This window comes from Neomoorella stamsii (assembly GCF_002995805.1).
GTDB classification, from domain to species: domain Bacteria; phylum Bacillota; class DSM-521; order Neomoorellales; family Neomoorellaceae; genus Neomoorella; species Neomoorella stamsii.
Map to the genome: position 1 here is coordinate 1 of NZ_PVXL01000006.1, position 21,482 is coordinate 21,482.

The 21,482-nt window shown below is 56.0% G+C and carries 12 protein-coding genes; all 12 read left to right on the forward strand.

All coding sequences use genetic code 11. From position 1 onward, the window contains the following. The first annotated feature begins 355 nt into the window (after window positions 1-355). The 12 genes from MOST_RS00510 to MOST_RS18100 all read left to right on the forward strand — a co-directional run bounded on the left by MOST_RS00510 (window position 356) and on the right by MOST_RS18100 (window position 21,441). Window positions 356-2,302, forward strand: a complete 1,947-nt coding sequence (locus MOST_RS00510; RefSeq protein ID WP_054937561.1) for an oxidoreductase — start codon at window positions 356-358, stop codon at window positions 2,300-2,302. 17 nt (window positions 2,303-2,319) lie between these two features. Continuing rightward, window positions 2,320-3,288, forward strand: coding sequence for an electron transfer flavoprotein subunit alpha/FixB family protein (locus MOST_RS00515; RefSeq protein WP_054937562.1), 969 nt, complete (start codon window positions 2,320-2,322; stop codon window positions 3,286-3,288). Beyond that, window positions 3,288-4,586, forward strand: coding sequence for an FAD-dependent oxidoreductase (locus tag MOST_RS00520; protein ID WP_054937563.1), 1,299 nt, complete (start codon window positions 3,288-3,290; stop codon window positions 4,584-4,586). The genes MOST_RS00515 and MOST_RS00520 overlap by 1 nt, the downstream gene beginning before the upstream one ends. Before the next feature lie 3 nt (window positions 4,587-4,589). After that, window positions 4,590-4,859, forward strand: a complete 270-nt coding sequence (locus tag MOST_RS00525; protein ID WP_083476746.1) for a ferredoxin family protein — start codon at window positions 4,590-4,592, stop codon at window positions 4,857-4,859. A 9-nt stretch (window positions 4,860-4,868) separates the two neighbouring features. Continuing rightward, complete coding sequence (locus MOST_RS00530; RefSeq protein WP_054937564.1) at window positions 4,869-5,714, forward strand: hypothetical protein; 846 nt, start codon at window positions 4,869-4,871, stop codon at window positions 5,712-5,714. Between the two features lie 16 nt (window positions 5,715-5,730). Beyond that, complete coding sequence (locus MOST_RS00535; protein WP_054937565.1) at window positions 5,731-6,897, forward strand: Gfo/Idh/MocA family protein; 1,167 nt, start codon at window positions 5,731-5,733, stop codon at window positions 6,895-6,897. A 20-nt stretch (window positions 6,898-6,917) separates the two neighbouring features. Then, window positions 6,918-7,889, forward strand: a complete 972-nt coding sequence (locus tag MOST_RS00540) for a sugar phosphate isomerase/epimerase family protein (protein WP_054937566.1) — start codon at window positions 6,918-6,920, stop codon at window positions 7,887-7,889. A gap of 2 nt (window positions 7,890-7,891) precedes the next feature. Further along, the gene (locus tag MOST_RS00545; RefSeq protein ID WP_054937567.1) at window positions 7,892-8,881 is read left to right on the forward strand and encodes an ROK family protein; all 990 of its coding nucleotides are present in this window, start codon (window positions 7,892-7,894) and stop codon (window positions 8,879-8,881) included. A gap of 213 nt (window positions 8,882-9,094) precedes the next feature. Continuing rightward, complete coding sequence (locus MOST_RS00550) at window positions 9,095-10,222, forward strand: metallophosphoesterase family protein (RefSeq protein ID WP_244267155.1); 1,128 nt, start codon at window positions 9,095-9,097, stop codon at window positions 10,220-10,222. Beyond that, a complete protein-coding gene (locus MOST_RS18095) occupies window positions 10,210-13,800 on the forward strand; it encodes an AAA family ATPase (RefSeq protein WP_054937570.1) in 3,591 nt (1,196 codons plus the stop codon). Before MOST_RS00550 ends, MOST_RS18095 begins: the two co-directional genes overlap by 13 nt. A 3-nt stretch (window positions 13,801-13,803) precedes the next feature. Continuing rightward, on the forward strand, window positions 13,804-17,262 hold the full coding sequence (gene addB / locus MOST_RS00560) for a helicase-exonuclease AddAB subunit AddB (RefSeq protein ID WP_054937571.1): 3,459 nt from the start codon (window positions 13,804-13,806) through the stop codon (window positions 17,260-17,262). Between the two features lie 15 nt (window positions 17,263-17,277). After that, entirely contained in the window at window positions 17,278-21,441 is a 4,164-nt protein-coding gene (locus MOST_RS18100; protein ID WP_054937572.1) for a UvrD-helicase domain-containing protein, read from the forward strand. The last annotated feature ends 41 nt before the right edge of the window (window positions 21,442-21,482 follow it).

The following is a 21,482-nucleotide window of genomic DNA, read 5'->3' on the forward strand; positions in this document are numbered from 1 at the left end:
GAGCAACCGTCGATTAAGCCCAACCCACCTATTGCCCCCTGCACCCTGGATGAGGGGTGGGATAACAAAACAAGAAAAATAAAGCGCAATCCGCCCGGCAGCTTTTGCATTATAGGGCGGGTCGCTGAGCCAGTCAAGGGTAAAGCCTGCGGCCCGCTACGCGGCCCTTGACAGGCTTGCTCCCCGCCCAGGATGGGGCTGCCAGAGCCGGGCGGAAAGAGTTAAAATCCGTAGACGTCCAACTTTGATTGCTGCCTTAAGCAGTGGGTGGATATTTCTGTCCCTAAAACAAGGTTTCGCAAAAAAATTTCGGAGGGGCTTGACAAGGCCCTTCCATATCAGGAGGTGGAGTTAAATGCAGTTTGAATATCTTTTTACCCCTTTTAAGCTTGGTAATGTCAACTTAAAAAACAGGATTGTCTTTTTACCCCATTTTGTAGCATTAAGCGATGAGAACGGAATGCCTACCGAAAGAGAGGCATGGTATTTAGCCGAACGCGCTAAAGGTGGTGCAGGCTTAATTATAATGTGCAACATTGCCTGTCTACCATCTGGAAAAATGTCACATCGGTTTATTCATGGTTGGGATCCTAAAATTATCCCTGGTCTCAAGCAATATGCTGACATGACACATGAGGCCGGCGGAAAAATATTTGGCCAAATCAATCATGGCGGGCATACAACATTAATGGATCCACCACAAATATTATGGGCCCCTTCACAAATGCCAGAGCCTTCTTGTCAATATAATACAAAAGCTATGGAAACAGAAGATATTGAAGCCGTTATTGAAGGGTTTGCTAAATCGGCATTGCATTTTAAAGAAGCTGGGTTCGATGGAGTAGAGATAAAAGTGGCCCACGATGGTCTTTTACGGTCATTTATTTCGGATTTCTTTAACCGTCGTTCGGATAAATATGGCGGTTCATTGGAAAATCGTCTTCGCTTGCCTTTAGAAGTTATTCATGCGATCCGCAAGACAATAGGACCTGAACTTCCTTTAGGAATTAGACTTTGCCTTGATGAATTTACACCTTGGGGCTATAATCTCGATTTTGGAATAGAACTTGCAAAGATTTTTGAGGAGACAGGTGAGGTAACATATATTAGTACTGATGCGGGTACTTTTTCTAGCTTTTATATGGAAATACCACCAATGGCCGTACCAGCTGGCTTTGCCGTATATATGGCGGCAGCATTAAAAGAAGTAATAAAACTCCCTGTAATTGCATTCGGAAGAATAAATGATCCAGCTCAAGCAGAAAAAATTTTAGCGGACGGCCATGCTGACTTAATTGGTATGGCACGTCAATTAATAGCAGACCCGGAAACACCTAATAAAGCCCGTGAAGGAAGAATAGATGAAATCCGACACTGCGTAGCATGTAATGATGGATGTATTTATCAAGTTATGCATGAAAAGCCTGTGCGTTGCATTCAAAATCCAGCTGCAGGGCGAGAAAAAACCCTAGGTATCGGAACTTTAAAACCTGCTGAGATTAAAAAGCGAGTTGTTGTCATTGGCGGTGGCGTTGCAGGTCTAAAAGTAAGTGAGATAGCAACCTTGCGAGGGCATAAGGTTATCCTATTAGAAAAGAAAAATGAATTAGGGGGACAAGTACTCCTTGCCAGTAAGTATCCCCTGAGAGATCAGCTTATAGAAGTTGCTTCATATTTAATTAAGCAAATAAATCGTCTCGGAGTAGAAGTTAGACTTAATACCGAAGCAACTCCCGAAGATGTATTAGCTTTAAAACCCGATGCTGTAGTAGTCGCAACAGGTTCTTTTTCACCCAGATTGGATATACCTGGAGCAGAACAAGAAAATGTTTATAGTGTTTACGATGCCCTTAAAGAGGATGCTTCTATTGGTAATAGAGTGATGGTAATTGACCTTAATGGTCATTGGAAAGCGGCGGGGTTGGTTGAATATTTGGCAACGCAAGGCAAACATGTGAATGTAGTAACACCTCTAGTGTTTTTCGGACAAGGTTTAGAGCCCAGTAATAGAGTTATGCTATATCAAAGGTTATTTACAATGGATGTTATAATGACGCCTCATCATGAGGTAACTGCTATAAAAGGAAAGACCGCGACACTAAAGAATGTGTATTCGGGTCAAGAAGTCGAAGTATGTGATTATGATACCTTTATTTACGTTATTCACAACCGTTCCCATGAGGAATTATATTACGCCCTAAAAGGTAAATGTTCGGAACTTTACCGCGTTGGTGATTGTGTGGCACCACGTATGATTGAACAGGCCATTTGGGATGGAGAAGAAATAGGGCGTAAATTGTAAACAGGAGTGAACATGAGTTGAGTAATAATGTCCTTGTCTTTATAGAAGGAGAAGAAGGACACATCTCAGAAGACAGTAAAAATGTTTTGAAGGAAGGTAGACGTTTAGCTGATGAAATGGGTGGCACCTTAGTGGGTACCACCCACCTTGGAAGTACATTAAAAGATGAATTGAATAACACTGGGCTGGATGAGTGCTGGGAATTGCCCTTAGAAATGACTGATGATCCCTGCGGGCAATTAGCAGGTCTAGCATTAGCAGAGTTAGCAAAAGATATACAGGCTAGGCTTATACTAGCAGCACATACTATGCTTGGGGAAAGTGTATTGGCAACCGCAGCAGCCTCTTTAGGTGGAGCATTTTTCAGTTCATGTAGGGAAATTTCAATTAAGGATGCCAACTTTTATATCCACCGCATAACATGCGGGGGCAAAGTAGATGAGATTCGCACCCTTGTTTCGAGCGTTTGTTTGGGGACTATCATCCCAAGTGGTACCGGCCGTAAGCGTTTTACGGGCAATAAAAGTGTAGAATTCCGAGAGATGTTGACTTTAATAAAGGGCGCGGTACCTGAAATAACTGGAGAATTCAAAGCTCATCCTGATGAAATTGATCTGACGGAAGCCGAGTTTATTGTAGCTATTGGAGGTGGCGTGATAGATCGAAAAGGATATGACATGGCAGCAAGATTTGCAAGTCTTATAGGCGCTACCCTTGGGGGAAGTCGAATTGCTGTAGATCGAGGCTTTCTCCCAAACAGCCGTCTTATCGGCCTTACTGGGCATGAGGTAGCACCCAAGATATATATTGGTATAGGTATTTCAGGCGCTCCCCATCACCTTAATGGTATTCGCGATGCCAGGGTAATTATCGGGATAAACAAGGATCCAAACGCTCCATTACTAAAAGCGGCGGATATTGCTGTTGTAGGTGACGCTTATACAATACTACCCGCACTAATCGAAGAATTGGGAGGAGAACTGTGATGGCAAAGCATTTCGATGTTATTGTGGTTGGTGCTGGATTAGCGGGTAGTGCTGCAGCGTTGACAATATCACGATCGGGTTTAAATGTATGTTTAATTGAACGTGCTACAACCCCTGGAGAAAAGAATGTAACTGGCGGCGTGTTATATGGAAGGGTACTTGATGATTTAATTCCAGAATGGCAAAATAAAGCTCCCATTGAGCGATGGATTGTCAAGAATGGTATCGGAATGATTACCTCTAAATCCTTAACTTTATTACAGTTTGAGACAGGGGACTTTTATAATCCACCTTATAACTCTTGCACCATTAATAGGGCCAATTTTGATCTTTGGCTGGCTCAACAGGCGGAGGAAGCGGGAGTTACCTTAGTAACAAATACTTTAGTTGAAGATCTTATTTTTAAGGACGGTTATGTGAAAGGGGTAAAAACACAACGGCCAGATGGTGAGTTGGAAGCGGATATCGTTATCTGTGCCGATGGTGTAAATTCTTTATTAGCTCAAAAAGCTGGTTTGCGCAAAAAAGACATTTCACCCCATGAGGTTGGGATCGGGATTAAAGAAGTGCTGTTACTACCTATTGAAAAAATTAATGAACGCTTTGGGCTTGAGGAAAATCAGGGTAGTGCATATGAGTTTATTGGGACCTTTTTAAGTGGGGTGCATGGGGGAGCCTTCCTTTATACCAACAAAAAAACTTTATCCTTAGGAATTGTTGTTAATCTGGGGGCATTACAAAAAGCAGCAGTGCAACCAGGTATGTTGTTAGAAGAATTTAAGAGTCAACCCCAAATACAAAAGTTTATAGAAGGTGGAACGTTAGTTGAGTATTCTGCCCATATGGTACCTGAAATTGGTTTAGAAATGGTGCCTAAATTATACGGTAATGGAGTTATGGTAGCAGGGGATGCTGCAGGTTTTGTTGTTACTAATGGTTTTACTTTTGAAGGGATGAATTATGCTCTTGCCTCTGGTAAAGCTGCAGGCCATACTGCTGTACTCGCTATGAAGAACGGTGACGTATCAGCAAAAGCTCTGGCTGCATACCAGGATAAAATTAACGAAACATTTATTGGTAAAAACCTTGAAACATACAGGAAAGTTTATCATGTTTTAGGTAACCCCCGCTTGAGACAGGAATACCCTCAAATTATTGAAGAGATAGCAAAAGAGCTATTTCTCTTTGATGGCAAACCGCGCCCCAAACTAGCAAAGATGGTTAGAAGCATAGCAGGAAACAAGGTATCAATGTGGCAAGTTATTAGAGATGGTTTTGATATCTGGAGGTACATGTAAACTATGGATATACTGGAAAAGCTCATGCGTGCATATTTTATTTCAGATGAAAGACCCCATATAACGGTTAATAAATCTATCTGCCAATCATGTTCCAGTAAAGAATGCCTTTATGTTTGTCCGGCACAACGTTATACCTTAGAAGCTGAAGGTATTCAATTTATTGCTGATGGTTGTTTAGAATGTGGTGCGTGTCGTATCTCTTGTAAATCAGGAGCCATAACCTGGAATTATCCTCGAGGCGGCTTTGGTGTTCGTTTCCGTCACGGATAAAGAAGTTTATTGAAAGGGCGACAAGAAGTGAGAATTGCCGTTTTAACTCAAGAACAAATAGTACCTGTAGGGTCTCCAATTTTTGCTGATGATAATAGAAATTTGAGTGATGTTAATGTAACTACATTTACAGATGTCTCAGACTTTGCAGCTATGAGAACAGCCGTTGCTATAAAAGAACAAGTACCTGGAACGACTATAAGCTTATATTACCTGGGTAAAAATATTTACACCCTGCGTCACATTATGGCAGTGGGTGCAGATGAAGCGACAATGATACAAGTTGATGATGATTTAGATGCATTAACAAGTGCTCAAATGGTTACCGAAGCTCTACAAAAAGATAAATTTAATTTGATATTGACGGGCCAACACGGGGCTGGAGGAGATGGTACCGGGCAGGCTATTGCCAATTTCATTGGCTTAACACTAATAACAGCGGCGGTCTCCATTGAACCATCTTTTAAGGATGGAAAATGTATAGCAGTCCGGACACTAGGTCGCGGTCGCCGTCAGAAGGTTGTATTTAATTTACCTGCTTTAGTTATGTTTGATCGTATTATGGGCACTATTAAGTATTCTTCTTTACCTGAAATAATCCGTGCTGCCAAGTTACAAGTGAAAGAATTTAAACCAATGGTGAAGCGTTCTAGCTCTGAACGTATCAAGCTTCAGATGCCAACCCCAAGGCCAAAGAAGATTTTTACCCCCGACAGTAATCTTAGTTCAAGTGATCGAATAAAGCAGATACTTTCGGGCGGGATTTCCAAGCGGGCTACAGACCGTTTAGAAGGACCACCAAAGGATGTGGCTAAACAGCTGTTAAGTCTTTTAAAGCGGGAAGGTTTTCTATAAGTTGGAGGGGGAAAACATGCAAAAAATCAAAGTTGGAGTTATAGGTACCGGTTTTGTTGGGCCAGCGCATATTGAAGCTGTGCGCCGTTTGGGTATTGTCGAAGTCGTAGCCCTGGCAGAAGCAAACCAGGAACTCGCCGAAAAAAAGGCGGCTGAACTAGGCATTGCCAAAGCCTACGGCGATTATCGAGAAATGCTGGCAGACCCAGACATAAAGGTTGTGCATAACTGCACACCCAACCATTTACATTATAAGATTAACAAAGATATCATTATGGCCGGTAAACATGTCTTATCGGAGAAACCCCTGGCCATGACCAGCAGCGAGTCTGCCGAACTCCTACAATTAGCACGAGAACATAAAGTAGTTCATGGCGTTAACTTTAACTACCGGCAGTATCCTCTAGTGCAACAACTAAGGGCAATGATCAGAGAGGGTACTTTAGGAACAGTTAACCTGGTTCACGGCAGCTACCTGCAGGATTGGTTACTCTATGATACAGATTACAACTGGCGCCTTGAACCGAAAGTCGGGGGCAGCTCCCGGGCGGTGGCCGATATCGGGTCTCACTGGTGTGACACCGTACAGCACGTGATCGGACAGCGCATTACTGAAGTGTTTGCCGACCTGGCCACGGTAATTCCTGTAAGAAAAAGGCCCAAGCAAAGGGTGGCAACTTTTGGGGTTCAGGAATTACAGGCAGGGCAGTATGAGGAAGTACCTATAAAAACAGAGGATTATGCGACCGTACTCTTGCGTTTCAGTGATGGCGCCAGGGGGGTCTTTACCGTTTCCCAGGTAAGTGCAGGGAGGAAAAATAGGCTTAGTTTTGAAATCGATTGCAGTAAATCGTCAGCCTTCTGGAACCAGGAGGAACCTGAGCACCTCTGGATTGGCCACCGCGAACGGCCCAACGAGATCCTTATGGCCGACCCTGCCTTACTTTTACCGGAAGCAAAAAATTATATCCATCATCCCGGCGGCCATAACGAAGGGTGGCCTGATGGTTTAAAGAATATGATGCATAATTTTTATAACTTTATCTTAGCGGCCAAGGATCCGCTTGTGGACACACCTAGCTTTGCCACCTTTGCCGATGGGCATGCGGCTATGTGCATTATTGAAGCTATTTTAGAAAGCAACGCCACCCAGAGATGGGTGAAAGTAAATAACAACTTTTAGTGTTCCTGGGAGGGAGTAATTTGAAACTAGGGGTATTGACTGTCCTTTTTCAGAGTAAACCGTTTGAGGAGACACTGGATATTGTAAAAAGTTATGGTTTGGAAGCTGTGGAATTGGGTACTGGTAATTATCCCGGCAGCGCTCACTGTAACCCTGAAGATCTACTTACAGATGCCAGCAAGCTAAACGCTTTTACCAAGGCTCTTGAGGAAAGAGAATTATTTATAAGCGCCCTCAGTTGCCACGGCAACCCCTTACACCCGCAAAAGGAGGTTGCGCGCAGGTTTCATGAAACCTGGCGCAAGACGGTCCTGCTGGCTGAAAAGTTGGGTGTAGAATGTATTAATGTTTTCTCCGGCTGCCCGGGTGACTCGGATAATTCCTTGCATCCCAATTGGGTTACCTGTGCCTGGCCACCTGACTACCTGGAAGTTTTAAACTGGCAATGGGATACCAAACTTGTTCCCTACTGGAAAGAAGAAGTGTCCTTTGCTGCCAGGCATAAGGTACGTAAAATAGCTTTTGAAATGCATCCCGGATTTATGGTCTATAACCCGGAAACTTTATTGAAATTAAGGAACCTGGTTGGACCAGAAATAGGAGCTAATTTTGACCCCAGTCATTTAGTGTGGCAGGGTATCGATCCAGTTGAAGCAGTTAAGGTGTTGGGCAAAGAAAACGCCATTTTCCATGTACACGCCAAGGATACTTACCTTGATAAGAGTAATATAAAGGTAAATGGAGTTTTAGATACTAAACCCTATCACCAGGTAGCGGAGCGTTCTTGGACCTTTAGGAGTGTAGGCTATGGGCTAAGCGAGGCAGTATGGAAAAACATTATTAGCACCTTAAGGGTGGTTGGCTATGATTATGTTCTCAGTATCGAACATGAAGATTGCCTGGCATCTTCCCAGGAAGGCTTTTCTAAAGCAGTAAGCTGCCTCAAAGCTTGCCTGTTCCGCGAGCCTGCCGGTGAGATGTGGTGGGCATAAAGGTGAAAGGTAAAGATAGTATGTTGGCAGAGAACAACGCTAGATTTACAATAGGCATTGATATGGGAGGTACCAAAATATTAACGGCTCTGGTAAACTCCCATGGAAATATTGTGAGGACTACTCGGTATTCTACCGCTGTAACTGAGGGCAAGGATAGAATAATCGAGCAAATAACCCAAAGCGTTCACGAAGTTTCAGCAGGGCTGGATCTCGGTAGAGATATAATAGGTATAGGTGTTAGCTGCGCCGGACCGGTAGATCCGGAAAATGGCGTCCTGGTCCAGGGTACTAACCTGGGTTGGGACAACGCCCCCCTTAAATCGATCGTGGAGGATAGGTTTAAGTTACCAGTGTATGTAGAGAATGATGCCAACGCTGCGGCTATAGCGGAGTACCGTTTGGGTGCCGGTGCAGGAAGTAAGGATATGGTGTATGTTACTGTTAGTACAGGAATAGGCGGCGGCCTTATTCTGGGTGGACAAATCTACCGCGGTGCAAATTTTGCTGCGGGCGAAATAGGCCACATTATTGTCGAGGCTGACGGGCCAGAGTGCAACTGCGGCAGCCGGGGTTGCGTTGAGGCCGTTGCTTCTGGTCCGGCAACGGCAAGAAGGGCAGTTGAGCGTATACGAAGGGGGGAGACTTCAGCTATTATACAAATGGTAGAAGGTGAGCTTGACAAAGTAACAGGAGAGATAGTCTATCGGGCTGCTGCCAACGGCGATCCACTTGCTGGGGAAGTAGTTTACCAATCAGGTAGATATATCGGTATAGCCCTGGCAAGCCTGGTGAATATCTTAAATCCGGAAATAATTGTTATTGGTGGCGGTGTGGCCAAAGCAGGAGAACTTTTATTTAAACCCTTAAGGGAAAATTTTACTATTAGGGTAATGCGATCGCAAAGGGAAAAAGTAAAAGTAGTTCCATCAAAGTTTGGTAGTTATAGTAGTGTAATGGGAGCGGCTTTCTTACCTTATCTAACCGGGTAGATGCAAAGGAAATTAAATATAACCTGTATCTGTATAATAAGCGCCTGGGCATATCAGGCGCTTATCTTTTACTTGGGAATCGTGCCCTTTTAAGCGCACCTTAGCGGCGCCAGTTTTTTGCAGGAATTCCAGCCCGGGTGGCGAAAAGGGATATAGCATATTGGGGTGCAAAAGCCATTTCGCATTTAAATGGAGGTGGCGCTGTTGTTCAGGGTGTTGCACCTGGCGGACCTGCACCTGGGATACCGGCCCGACCTGCCGGCACCGGTCCAGGAGGAGGTCTACAGGGAGCGCAACGGGGTTTTGCAGGCGGCCGTGGACCTGGCCCTGGATCCCCGCCTGGGAATCAACCTGGTCCTCATCGCCGGCGATCTCTATGATAACCACCGGCCGGAGGCTTCCCTGGTGGAGGAAACCATCCGGGAACTGGGCCGGCTGGAAGCCGCCGGCATCCAGGTGATAACGGTGCCAGGGAATCATGACGAGATTACATATAACGATTCGGTTTACCGCCGCGAGGCCAACCGTTGGCCGGGCCTCCTGGTTACTGAACCTATGCCGGCGAAAGTGGCTACCCTGAGACTTAATGGTGATACCTGTCACCTGGTGGCCATGGCCTACACGGGCGGCGTGACCCGGGTTGACGGCCCGTTAAAGGCTTTTCCCCCGGCAGAGGGGGAAGGGGTGAACCTGGCCGTATTCCACGGCTCCCTGGACTGGGACGGCGGGGAAAGGAGCCTGCCCCTCGACGGGGAAGCCCTGTCTGCCGCCGGCTATGACTATATAGCCCTGGGTCACATTCACCGCGGGGGACAAAGGCAGCTGGGCAGGGGCCTGGCCTGCTATGCCGGTATGGTGGCCGGCAAGGGTTTTGCCGATCCCGGGGTCGGCTCCTGGACCATAGTTACCCTGGGGGACGGCCCGGCGCGGGTGGAGCAGGTAGCAGCAGCGGTGCGGCCCTGGCGGGTAGTTGACGTCGATGTTACGGCTTTTCATGCTTCGGAGGAACTGGAGGCGGCAATCAGGGAATTAATCGACCCCGGTGCCCTGGTACAGGTGCGCCTGGCAGGGAGTATCGCCTTTGATCTGGACCTGGAGGGTTTGCAGGCCCGCCTGGGTCATCTCTGTTCTTACCTGGACCTGGTGAACGATACGGAAGGGTGGGCACCGGAACTCCTGGAGAGTTTTGCCGCCGAACCAACCATCAGGGGCCTTTTTGTCCGCCGCCTGCAAGAAAAGCTTGCCGGCGCTGCGGGACCTGGGGAAGCAGCAGTGATCCGCCGCGCCCTCTGGCGCGGGCTCCTGGCCCTGAAGGGAGGTTGTGGGCCATGCCGGCTGTAACCTGGCAGCGCCTGAGCCTGGCCGGTTTTGGCTGCTACCGGGAGCGGGTAAATGTTACTTTCCAGGAAGGCCTCAATGTCCTGGTGGCCCCCAATGAAAAGGGGAAGTCAACCCTGATTGCTGGCCTGGAGGCCGTCCTTTTTGGACTCCCCAACACCAGCAACCCGGAAGCCTTTGGCAGCGCCCGTTTTGCCAACAGGGAAGAGCCGGACCAGTTTGAAGGGGAAGTAGAATTCCGGGTTGACGGCCGGGCCTACGCCTTAAGGCGCCTGTTTAATACTAACCGGGTGACCATCAGGACCAGGGGTGATCACGGTTGGGAAGAGGTCTGGCGGGGCAGCCACAACCCCGGCGCCCACAAGAAAATCCCAGCTTATCTCGAACACCTTACTGCCTTTCTGGGCATAACCTCCCGGGAACTCTTTGAAGCCACCTTCTGCCTGGGCCAGCCCTTGCCGGAAGGGAGGGCTTTAAGCAATGAGGTACAAAAGCTCCTTTCCGGTAGCGGTGGCCACTACCAGGAAGCCCTAAAAATGCTGGCTGACGACCTGAGAGCCCTGACCCGTTATTGCGGTGACCGAGGCGTGGGCAATAACGGCCGCAAGGACGCCCGGCTGGAAGAGCTGCAAGCGGAAATCGCGATTTTGCGGCAACAGCAGCAGGCCACCGGCACCACCATTGACCAGCTGACCGCCGTGCGCTCCCGGCTCCAGGAACTGGCAGTAGAGATTAAGTCGGTCCGGGCGCAACTGAAAAAACAGCAGGACCTCCGGGCAGCCTGGGATGGCTGGCGCGCCCTCCAGGTAAGATACAACAGCGCCCTGCGCGAACAGCAGCAGGCCGGGGCGGTCCAGGAAAGGGCCCGGGAGCTGGAGCAGAAGATCCGCCTGCACAAGGAGCAGGCGACCCGGTCGTATCCCGAGTGGGCCAGCGCTCCGGCAAGTACCGCCCGCAAACTCGACCGCCTGGTGGAGCTGGAGCAGGAAATGTCCCGCTTAAAGGGCGAGATGGCAAACTGGGAGGCGCACCTCCGGGATTTAAATAAGGAGCAGGAAGCATTAATGGCCAGACTGCAGGGAGAACTGGCGGCGGTGGCCAATCACCCGGATATCCTGCGGGACCTGGAGGACCTGCGCAGCCTCCTGAAGGAGCGGGAGAAACTGGCCGGGCAGGTACAGGAACTGGCGGCGCGGGCGGGAGAAACGGCTGCTGAACTGGCCGCCCTGCCCGATTTCAGCCTGCTGGGGAGCGGCCCGGCCACGGCCCTGGAGGGTTTGCAGGTAGCGGCCCGCCAGCTCCTGGAGGGCTGGGGCCGCTTCCAGGAGCAGCAAAACCGCTATAAGGAACTGGAAGCGGAACTGGCGGGTGATTTAAGCTGCTTTGCCGGGCTGCCGCCGGAAAAGGAAGCCCTGGTGGCCAGTTACGCGACCACCAGGCTCACCCTGGCAAGTGAAGAAGAGGCGGCCCGGGAAGCCTGCCGGCGCCTGGAGGAACAAAAGGCCGCCTACCGGCGCCGCGAGGAAGATTTCCAGCGAGAATTTGGCGACCTGGCCTCTTTAGGGGAGGAAGCCTTCCAGGCGGCGACAGATAAACCTCGCTTGCTGGCGGACCTGCAGGCAAAGGAAGCAGCCCGAAAGGCGGCCCTGGAGGCCGGCAGGCGCAAGAGGCTGGGTATAGTTCTCGCCCTGACCGGCGCCGGCCTCGTTACGGGCCTGGTAACCGGCCTGGCCACCGGTAACTGGCTTGTCGCCCTGGTAGTAGCCCTGGTCCTGGCCGGGCTGGGCTATGGCGCCGGAACTTACCTGGGCCGAGAGGGGAAAGACAGCCTCGAGCTGGCCGGCGAGATTGCCACCCTGCGGGAGCGCCTGGAGCAGCTGGATGCCGTGCTGGGCCCCTGGGCGGGGGCCACGGCGGCGGAATTGGGCGAACTCCGCCAGCGCCTGCGGGAGCGGGAGCGGGCGCGGGCGGAGCTGGCAACCCTGGCCGCTTCTTTGCCCGGCACGGCAGAGGAAGAAGCGGCCCGGCTGGCCCTGGAGGCAGCAACCAGGGCCAGCCGGGATTTCCTTGCCGCCACGGAAGAAATCAGCGCCCGGTTTACCGATGTGACGGCAGCCTACCGCCGTTACCTGGCCGCCAGGGAAGAGCGGGAGCGCCTGGCAGCGGAGATGGAAGCCTTTACCATGAAGGCCGTGGGAGCACCGCCGCTAGCGGCTTTAACGATACCCCTCGCCGGCCTGGCCGCTCCCTGGCCGGGCCTTACCTCCCTGGCGCGGCTGGCCGGGCAGGCCCCGGCCACGGTGGGCGAGCTTTTAACCTGGTTAAAGGAACTGGATCAAGCCGCCTGGGAAGATTTCCTGGCCCGGGCCCGGCGGTGGGAAGAATTGACGGCCCTTAACCGGCAGGTGCAAGAAAAACGGGAACAGCTCTTGCAGCCGGACGAAGAGGGGCAGACGGCCCTGGAACGCCTGGCGGCCAGGATCGCTGCCCTGGAAGGGCACGTGGCCCCCTTCACGGCGGCTACCGAAGCCGGGGAGATTGCTCCCCTGCTGGAGGAGGCGGCGAGGATAAAAGAACGCCAGGGCCAGGTGGCCGGCCGGCAGCAGGCCGCCGGGAGCCAGGCAAAAAATTTACGGGAGCAAATCCAGGAGCTGGAACCTGAGGCAGCAAAGCTGCGGGAAGAACTGGCCGTCATCCTGGCGCCAGCCGGCGGGGAGGCCGGTAAAGCCCTGGAGCGCCGGCAGGCCTATGAGCAGCTGACCCGGGAGTGGCAGGGCTGGCAGGAGCAGCTGGCCGGCCTCCTGGGTGAAGGCGACCTGGACGACCTGGCCGCCGCCTGCCTGGATGCCGCCAACCGGGCCGCGGCTATCCTGAAGGAATGGCAGGACCTGGTCAGGGAGCACCCGGGGCTGCCTGAACCCGGGCGGGAAACAAAAGGGGAGGAGTTGGAAGAACAGTACAGGGCCCTCCGGGCAGGGATAAGGGAGCTAGAAAACCGCCTGGAAGGGCTGGAGGGTGAAGAGCGGGAGCTGTTGCGCCGCCAGTCCCAGCTGGAAGGCAGCCAGACCGCCAACATGGCCCTCGTCGCCGAGACCCTGGCGGCCAGGGAAAAGGAACTGGAGCGCCTGGAACTGGAGGCCGGTGCCCTGGCCCTGGCCTACCGGGAGCTTGTGGCCGCAGCACGGGATTACAGCCAGAACTACCGCCGCGAGCTGGCCCTGGCTGCCAGCCGCTATTTCACTCTCTTTACCGGCCGCCGGTCCCGCCAGGTAGAGATCACTGAAGATTTCCAGGTGGAGGTAAGGGAAGGCGGGGCAGCTATTGCTCTGGCCCAGCTCAGCCGCGGTGCCCAGGACCAGCTGTACCTGGCCTTACGCCTGGCTATTGGCGACCTCCTGAGCGCCAATCTAACCCTGCCTTTTATCTTTGACGACTGCTTTGTCAACTGCGACGGCGAGCGCCGCGAGCGCATCCGGGAGAGCCTGGCGGCCCTGGCTCAGCAGCGGCAGTTAATTCTGTTATCCCACGACCCGGATTTTGCCGCCTGGGGGACGCCGGTGGCGTTAGAAGTGGAGGGTTAACCTTTGAGCTTACGTCTGGTCCTGGGCCGCGCCGGGTCGGGCAAGACGCGCCTCTGTCTCGAGGAAATAAAGGCCGCCCTGGCCGGGGGGCCGGCAGGCCCGGCCCTCATTATCCTCACCCCGGAGCAGGCCACCCTGCAGATGGAACTTGATTTACATAAGACCGTCCCCTGCCCGGGCTTCAGCCGTGCCCAGGTCCTGAGTTTTCGCCGCCTGGGCTGGCGGGTTTTCCAGGAGGCCGGCGGCGCGGCCCGGCCTCACCTGGGGGAGATGGGCAAGCGCATGGCCCTGCGGGCCATTGTCAATGCCCGCCAGGGGGATTTGACCCTTTTTGTCTCCCTGGCGGGCAGTCCTGGCTTCATTGAGCAGCTCGCCCATACCATCGCCGAACTAAAGCTCTACCGGGTAGAGCCCGGCGACCTCCGGCGGGTAGCAGAGCATTACCGGGAGACCGGCCGGGGGGAAACCATCCTGGGCCGCAAGCTCCACGACCTGGCCCTCATTTACAGCGACCTGGAGACGTACCTGGCCGGGCGCTACCTGGATCCCGACGATTATCTGGCCTTGCTCGCCCGGCGGCTGCCGGAAGCGAGCTTTGTTAAAGGAGCCTGTATCTGGATCGACGGCTTCAACGGTTTTACCCCCCAGGAAGAGGCCGTCCTCCAGGCCCTGCTGGGCGCGGCCGCCCGGGTAACGGTCACCCTCTGCCTTGACCCGGAACAGAGGAAACAGCAGCTGGGCGAGACAGAACTTTTCCACCCCACCAGCGAAACTTACCACCGCCTGCAGCGCCTGGCCCGGGCCGCCGGGGTTAATATCGAGGCCAACGTTCTGCTTACGGGCACCCCGCCCCGTTTCCAGGCAGCTCCGGCCCTGGCCCACCTGGAAGCCCATTTTGGCCGCTGGCCGCTGCAACCCTTCAAAGGCTCGCCGGACGGCATCCGGCTGGTAGCGGCGGCCAACCGCCGCCTGGAAGTCGAGGCGGCGGCCAGGGAGATTTTGCGCTTGGCCCGGGAAGAGAATCTCCGGTTCCGGGAAATGGCCGTCCTGGTACGCGACCTGGAGCCCTACCACGACCTCATTGTCAATACCTTCCGCGACTTTAACATCCCCCTTTTTATCGACCGCCGCCGGCCGGTGGGCCACCATCCCCTCATCGAGCTGGTACGGGCGGCCCTGGAAACCATTCTGGAAAACTGGGCCTACGATCCCGTCTTCCGCTACCTGAAGAGCGACCTGGTGCCGGTCTCCCGCGAAGAAGTCGACCTGCTGGAGAATTACGTCCTGGCCCACGGCATCCGCGGCCGCCAGTGGCTGGAGGACCGTCCCTGGCAGTTTAAAAACCGCCGCGACCTGGAGGCCCGCCAGGAGGCAGGAAGCGATGATGCCGCCGTGGCAGCCGTCAACAGGGCCCGGGAACGTGCCGGCCGGCACCTGCGGCGCTTTTACCAGGCCGTCCAGGGCCGTACCCTGACGGTACAAGAGATCACGTCCGCCCTCTTTGACCTGCTGCAGGAACTCCAGGTGCCCCGGCAGCTGGAAGCATGGCGCCATCAGGCCCTGGCCGCCGGGGACCTCGACGCCGCCCAGGAACACGAGCAGGTCTGGGAAGGCCTCATGGACCTCCTGGACGAGCTGGTCACGGCCCTGGGGGATACTCCCATGGAGCTGGCAGAGTATGCCGCCATCCTGGATACCGGTATGGAAAGCCTGAAGCTCAGGCTCATCCCCCCGGCCCTGGACCAGGTGGTGGTGGGTACCCTGGACCGTTCCCGCCAGCCGGAACTCCAGGCCGCCCTGGTCCTGGGAGTGGGGGAAGGGGTGCTGCCGGCGCGGCTGCCGGAAGACGCCACCTTCAGCGACCGGGAAAGGGAGGAGCTGCAGGCGGCCGGGATTGAGCTGGCACCGGCCGGTTCTTTAAGGCTTTTCCACGAAGAATACCTGGCCTACCTGGCCCTGACCCGCTCCCGGCGTTTCCTCTGGCTCAGTTACCCCCTGGCCGACGCCGAGGGCAGGGCCCTGGCGCCTTCCCCACTGATCCGGCGGCTGCGCCAGCTGCTGCCGGGACTCCAGGAAGAGAACGCCGGCCCGGATCTCCCGGAGGGCGAAGCTGGCCTCGACTACCTGGCCACGCCGTGCCAGGCGGCCGGCCACCTGGCCCGTATTTTAAGCCAGAAACGTTCCCTGCCCCCCCTGTGGCAGGAGGTTTACCTCTGGCTGGAGCAGGACCGGGACAGGGAAAAGTGGCTGGCCCTCCTGGGCGGTATCAATTACCGCAACCAGGTCGAGCCCCTGGAGGCGCAACTTGTTGACAAACTTTACCCCCAGCCTTTACGCAGCAGCATCTCCCGCCTGGAAACCTTTGCTGCCTGCCCCTTCCGCTACTTCCTGGCCTATGGCCTTAAACTCGAGGAAAGGCAGCTGTACCAGGTGGACCCGGCGGGAATGGGCCAGTTTTACCACGCCGCTTTGAAGCTCTTTGTGGAGGAATTAAAGCGCAGCGGCCGCGACTGGAGTGAGGTGAGCGACGAGGAGGCGGCGGCCATCCTCAGCCGGGTAGTAGAAGAGCTGGCCCCGGCCCTCCAGCATGAGATTTTAAGCAGCAGCGCCCGCTACAGTTACCTCCGCAAAAAGCTCGAGCAAACCCTGCAGCGGGTCCTGGAGGTCCTGAACGAGCACGCCCGGCGGGGAGAGTTTCGCCCCTTTATGGTAGAAGCCTCTTTTAGCCGGCGGGGAGACCTGCCGCCCCTGGTGGTGGAAGCCGGTCCCGGCCGGCAGGTCATCCTGGAAGGCAGGGTGGACCGCATCGACGTCGCCCGTTACCAGGGCCGGGCCTATCTGCGGGTCATCGACTACAAGAGCAGCCAGACCGGCCTGGAACTGGACAGGGTCTACCACGGTCTTTCCCTGCAGCTGCCCCTCTACCTGCAGGCGGCCCTGGCAGCGGCGCCGCAGGTTTTTGGTGAACCTGCCGAACCGGCCGGTGTCCTCTATTTTGCCGTCAGGAATCCTACTCTAAGGCAGAGGATGCCGGTCCGGGAGGTCGCTGAGGTGGCCAGACTACGCCGCCAGGCCCTGAAAATGCGCGGCCTGCTCCTGGCAGAGCCGGAGATTATCAAGCTCATGGATAAGGCAGTGGAATCGACGCCGGACCTGCTGCCGGTACGGTTGAATAAAGACGGCAGCCTGCGCCGGGGCGCGCCGGCAGCCACCCGCGAGCAAATGGCTCTCCTCCTGGCCCTGGCCCGGGTTAGGGCTGCCGGCTTGGCAGGGGACATCCTGTCCGGCCGGGTGGAGATCAGCCCCTACCGCCTGGATAAGGCTACCGGTTGCGATTCCTGCCCCTACCGGCCCGTATGTGGCTTTGACCTCCAGGTACCCGGCGCCGTCTACCGCCGCCTGCCCCGCATCGATAGCCAAAATTTCTGGGAGGTAGCAGCCCGGCAGTGTTCAAAAAGCTGATAGAAGGTGAACCTGATGACCAGTGAAGGCGAGAAGCGCCGCTGGACGGAGGAACAGCTGGCCGCCATCCGGGCGCGCCGGGCCAACCTTTTAGTGGCTGCCGCCGCCGGGGCCGGCAAGACGGCCGTCCTGGTGGAACGCATTATCCAGCGCCTGACGGATCCGGAAGCACCCGTCAGCCTGGAAAACCTACTGGTGGTAACCTTTACCGAGGCCGCCGCTGCCGAGATGCGCCAGCGGATAGGGGCCGCCCTGGAAGCGGCCGTCGCCCGGCAGCCGGAAAATAAAGGTTTAAGGCGCCAGCTCCTGCTGTTGAACCGCGCCCACATCAGCACCATCCACTCCTTTTGCCTCTGGGTCGTGCGTACCTATTTTTACCGCCTGGACCTCGACCCGGGCTTCCGGGTCATGGACCCGGCCGAGGCCGACCTCCTGCAGTTGGAGGTAATGGACCAGGTACTGGAAGAATGCTTTGCCGCCGAGCCCGAGGGTGGACCCATTACCGACCTGGCCGATAGTTTAGGCGGCCGCGGCGATGCCAACCTGGTGGAGCTGGTGTTAAAGGTCTGGGAGTTTACCAGGAGCCTCCCCTGGCCGGAGGCTTGGCTGGAGGAAGCGGTGGCAGCCTATCGTGTGCCTGCCGGTACTCCCCTGGAATCTCTCCCCTGGTACCGGGAAATCAAAGAAGTAATTGCCTTGCGGCTGCAGGAGGCGGCCTTTTACCTCCGTGAGGCCATGAGGTTGGCCGCCAGCCCCGGCGGTCCGGCCATCTACCTGGACAACCTGGAAAGGGAGGAAAGCCAGGTGGCCGGCCTCCTGGCCGGGCTGGACTGCCTTACATGGAACCAGGTGTGTGAGCGCCTGACGGCCTTTAGTTTCGGCAGGCTGAAGGCCGTCCGGGGCGGGAGCGTGGATGAAAGGCTGAAGGAAAAGGCCACCGGCTACCGGGACCAGGCGAAAAAGCTGCTCAAAGAGTTGCAGGAAGAATTCTGCCGCGATGAAGCTGCCATCAGGGCCGAACTGGATCGTGTAAGGGAACTGGTGACGGCCCTGGTGGAGGTGGTCCGCCGCTTTGACGCGGCCTTCAGGGAGCTTAAACGCCGCCGCGGCCTGGTGGACTTCGGCGACCTGGAGCACCTGTGCCTGCAGGTCCTCCTGGACCCGGAAGCCCGGCCCGGCGAGCTGCGGCCCTCGGCATTAGCCATGGAACTGCGCCGGCGTTTTGAAGAGGTACTGGTGGACGAGTACCAGGACATAAACAGCATCCAGGACGCCATCCTGGCCCTGGTTTCCCGCCAGGAAGTAATCTCCCCCTGTGACGGCCCTGGCCAGGCTTCCGGCCAGGGGACAGCCCTGCCGGCTGCCGCGGCCCCAAATCTCTTCATGGTAGGCGATGTCAAGCAGAGCATTTACCGCTTCCGCCTGGCCAACCCGGAGCTTTTCCTGGTTAAATACCGCCAGTACCAGGAAAGGGAAGGGGAGTTAAATCGCCGCATCCTCCTTAAGGCCAATTTCCGCAGCCGCCAGGGGATAGTTGACGGGGTAAACTTTATCTTCCGCCAGGTCTTTTCTCCTTTGGTGGGGGAACTGGATTATGACGCCGCTGCGGCCTTAGTTAGCCGGGCCGGCTACCCGGAACACCCGGCGGCCGCAACGCCGGCGATAGAAGTTTACCTCCAGGAAAGGCAGACGGGAGGCGATGGCGAGGTAGCACCTGGAGAAGAAACGCCAGGGGCAGGGGAAGGAACGGCAGCCCCGTTAGATACGGCGGCCGGCGGCGGGGAAGCAGCCGCCGCGGGTGCGGTGGCCGGGCAATTGGACCCGGAAGATTTAACGGCCCTGGAGCGGGAGGCGTGGCTCGTGGCCCGGCGCATCCGGCAGATGGTCCAGGGAACACCGGAACGGCCCGGGCCGGAATGCCAGGTCTGGGACCCGGAAAGGCAGGCCTACCGGGATGTAACCTACCGGGATATAGTCATCCTGCTGCGGGCCACGCAAGACCGGGCGCCGGTATTTATCGAAGTCCTGCAGCAGAATGACATACCGGCCTACGCCGACCTGGGCAGCGGTTACTTTGCCGCCACAGAAGTTGAAACCATCCTCTCCCTGCTGCGGGTAATCGACAACCCCCACCAGGATATCCCCCTGGCGGCCGTACTACGCTCCCCCCTGGTGGGGCTGACGGCCGGGGAACTGGCACGCACCCGCCTGGCGGCCCCCGGGGAAGATTTCTTTACCGCCGTCATGAAGGCCGCCGGAGCCGGGGAGGAGCAGCGCGTGACGGCTGGTGACTGCTTTGGGGATTCTGGCCTGGGTTCAGGGGCTATTTCTCCGGTTGCCGGTGAATTGCCCGGCCGGAACTCCTGTTCCCCGGCAGGTGGTGTCCAGCCTCCCTGTACCTCAGCAGGAGGGGACCTGCCTCCTTCTTCCGGGGCAGAAAGGGAAGAGGGAGATGCCGCCCGGGAAAAGGACCTGGCCGCCCGCCTGCGCGGCTTTTTAGCCCGCCTGGACAGGTGGCGGACCATGGCCCGCCGCCAGCCCCTGGGGGACCTCATCTGGCAGCTGTATCGGGAGACAGGATACCTGGAGTTCGTGGGCGGCCTGCCGGGAGGCGCCCAGCGCCAGGCGAACCTGCGCGCCCTCCTGGACCGGGCGCGCCAGTTTGAAGGTTTTGCCCGCCACGGCCTGTTTCGCTTTTTGCGTTTTATCGAACGGCTGCAGCAAAATGGAGGCGACCTGGGCACGGCCCGGGCCCTGGGAGAAAAGGAAAACGTCGTTCGCATTATGAGCATCCATAAAGCCAAGGGGCTGGAGTTCCCGGTGGTGATTGTGGCCGACCTGGGTAAAGGCTTTAACTTCCAGGATCTTTCCGGGGATGTTCTCCTCCACGGCAAGCTGGGCCTGGCGCCTCTCTACCTGGATGCTGCCGCCGGCATTAAGTATCCGACTTTGCCCTACCTGGCGGCAGCCCACCGCCTGCGCCTGGAAGCCTTAAGCGAAGAGGTCCGCATCTTCTATGTCGCTTTGACCCGGGCCCGGGAGAAACTCATCCTGGTGGGCTCGGCCAGGAATTTACCCCGCCAGGCAGAAATCTGGTGCACCGGCCTGTACGCCGCTGGCGAGCAGTTACCTCCCATGCTCATGGCCCGGGCGAGAAACCACCTGGACTGGCTGGCTGCTGCCCTGGCCCGGCATGTCCACGGCGCACCTTTGCGGCAACTGGCCGGAGTAGACAGGGGCTATCTCCTGGATGACCCGTCCTGCTGGCAGCTAGAGGTGTTAAGAGAACCTGTACTCCCTGAAACGGGTCCAGGGGCTCAGGTTTCTCCGGGAGTATTACCTCCAGGGCGGAACGCTGCTGCCGGCGTGGCCGGCGCTGCAGGGACTGTGTCCGCAACTACCGGGGATGGGCCGGGCGGTTCGGGTGTTCCGGATGAACCGGGGACCAGGGGCGAAACTGGCCACACCTGGCTACGGCAGGAGGTGGCCCGGCGCCTCTCCTGGGTGTACCCGTGGCAGCCCCTGACCGCCCTGCCGGTTAAACTGGCCGCCACCGACCTGAAGCGGCGCTTTGATGTCTTTAACGAGGGCGATACCCCTCTACGACCCGGCGGTAACGGTTTTACCCGGCGGCCGGTCTTTCTCCAGGAGCAGCAGGGCCTGACGGCCGCCGAGCGCGGTACCGCCACCCACCTGGTCCTGCAGCACGTCGACCTGCAGAGGCCGGTGACGCCGGCGACCCTGGCCGGGCTGCTGCAGGAACTGGTAGAGCGGGAGATCCTGACGCCGGAACAGGCGGCCGCCGTTGATACCGGCGCCATCGTAACCTTTTTTGCCGGCCCCCTGGGGCAGCGCCTTCTGGCCCGGCCCGGTAAAGTAAAGCGGGAACTCCCCTTCTCCCTGGCCATACCCGCCGGCGAGCTCTACCCCGGCCTGCCGCCGGCTATGGCCTCCGGCGAGGCAATCCTGGTCCAGGGGATCATCGACTGCCTGGTAGACGAGGAAGACGGCTTTTTGCTCCTGGATTTCAAGACGGGGAAAGTCCCCCCCGACCCGCCGGCCTCCTACCAGGAGCAGGTCCATTTTTACACCCGCGCTGTGGCCACCATCTTTAACCGCCCCGTCAAAGAAGCTCACCTGTATTTTCTTGATGGCGGGGTGGATTATAAGGTGGAGTGAATAATCTCCTGGAAGCGGTTATGTTAGCCGGCGCCATTGGC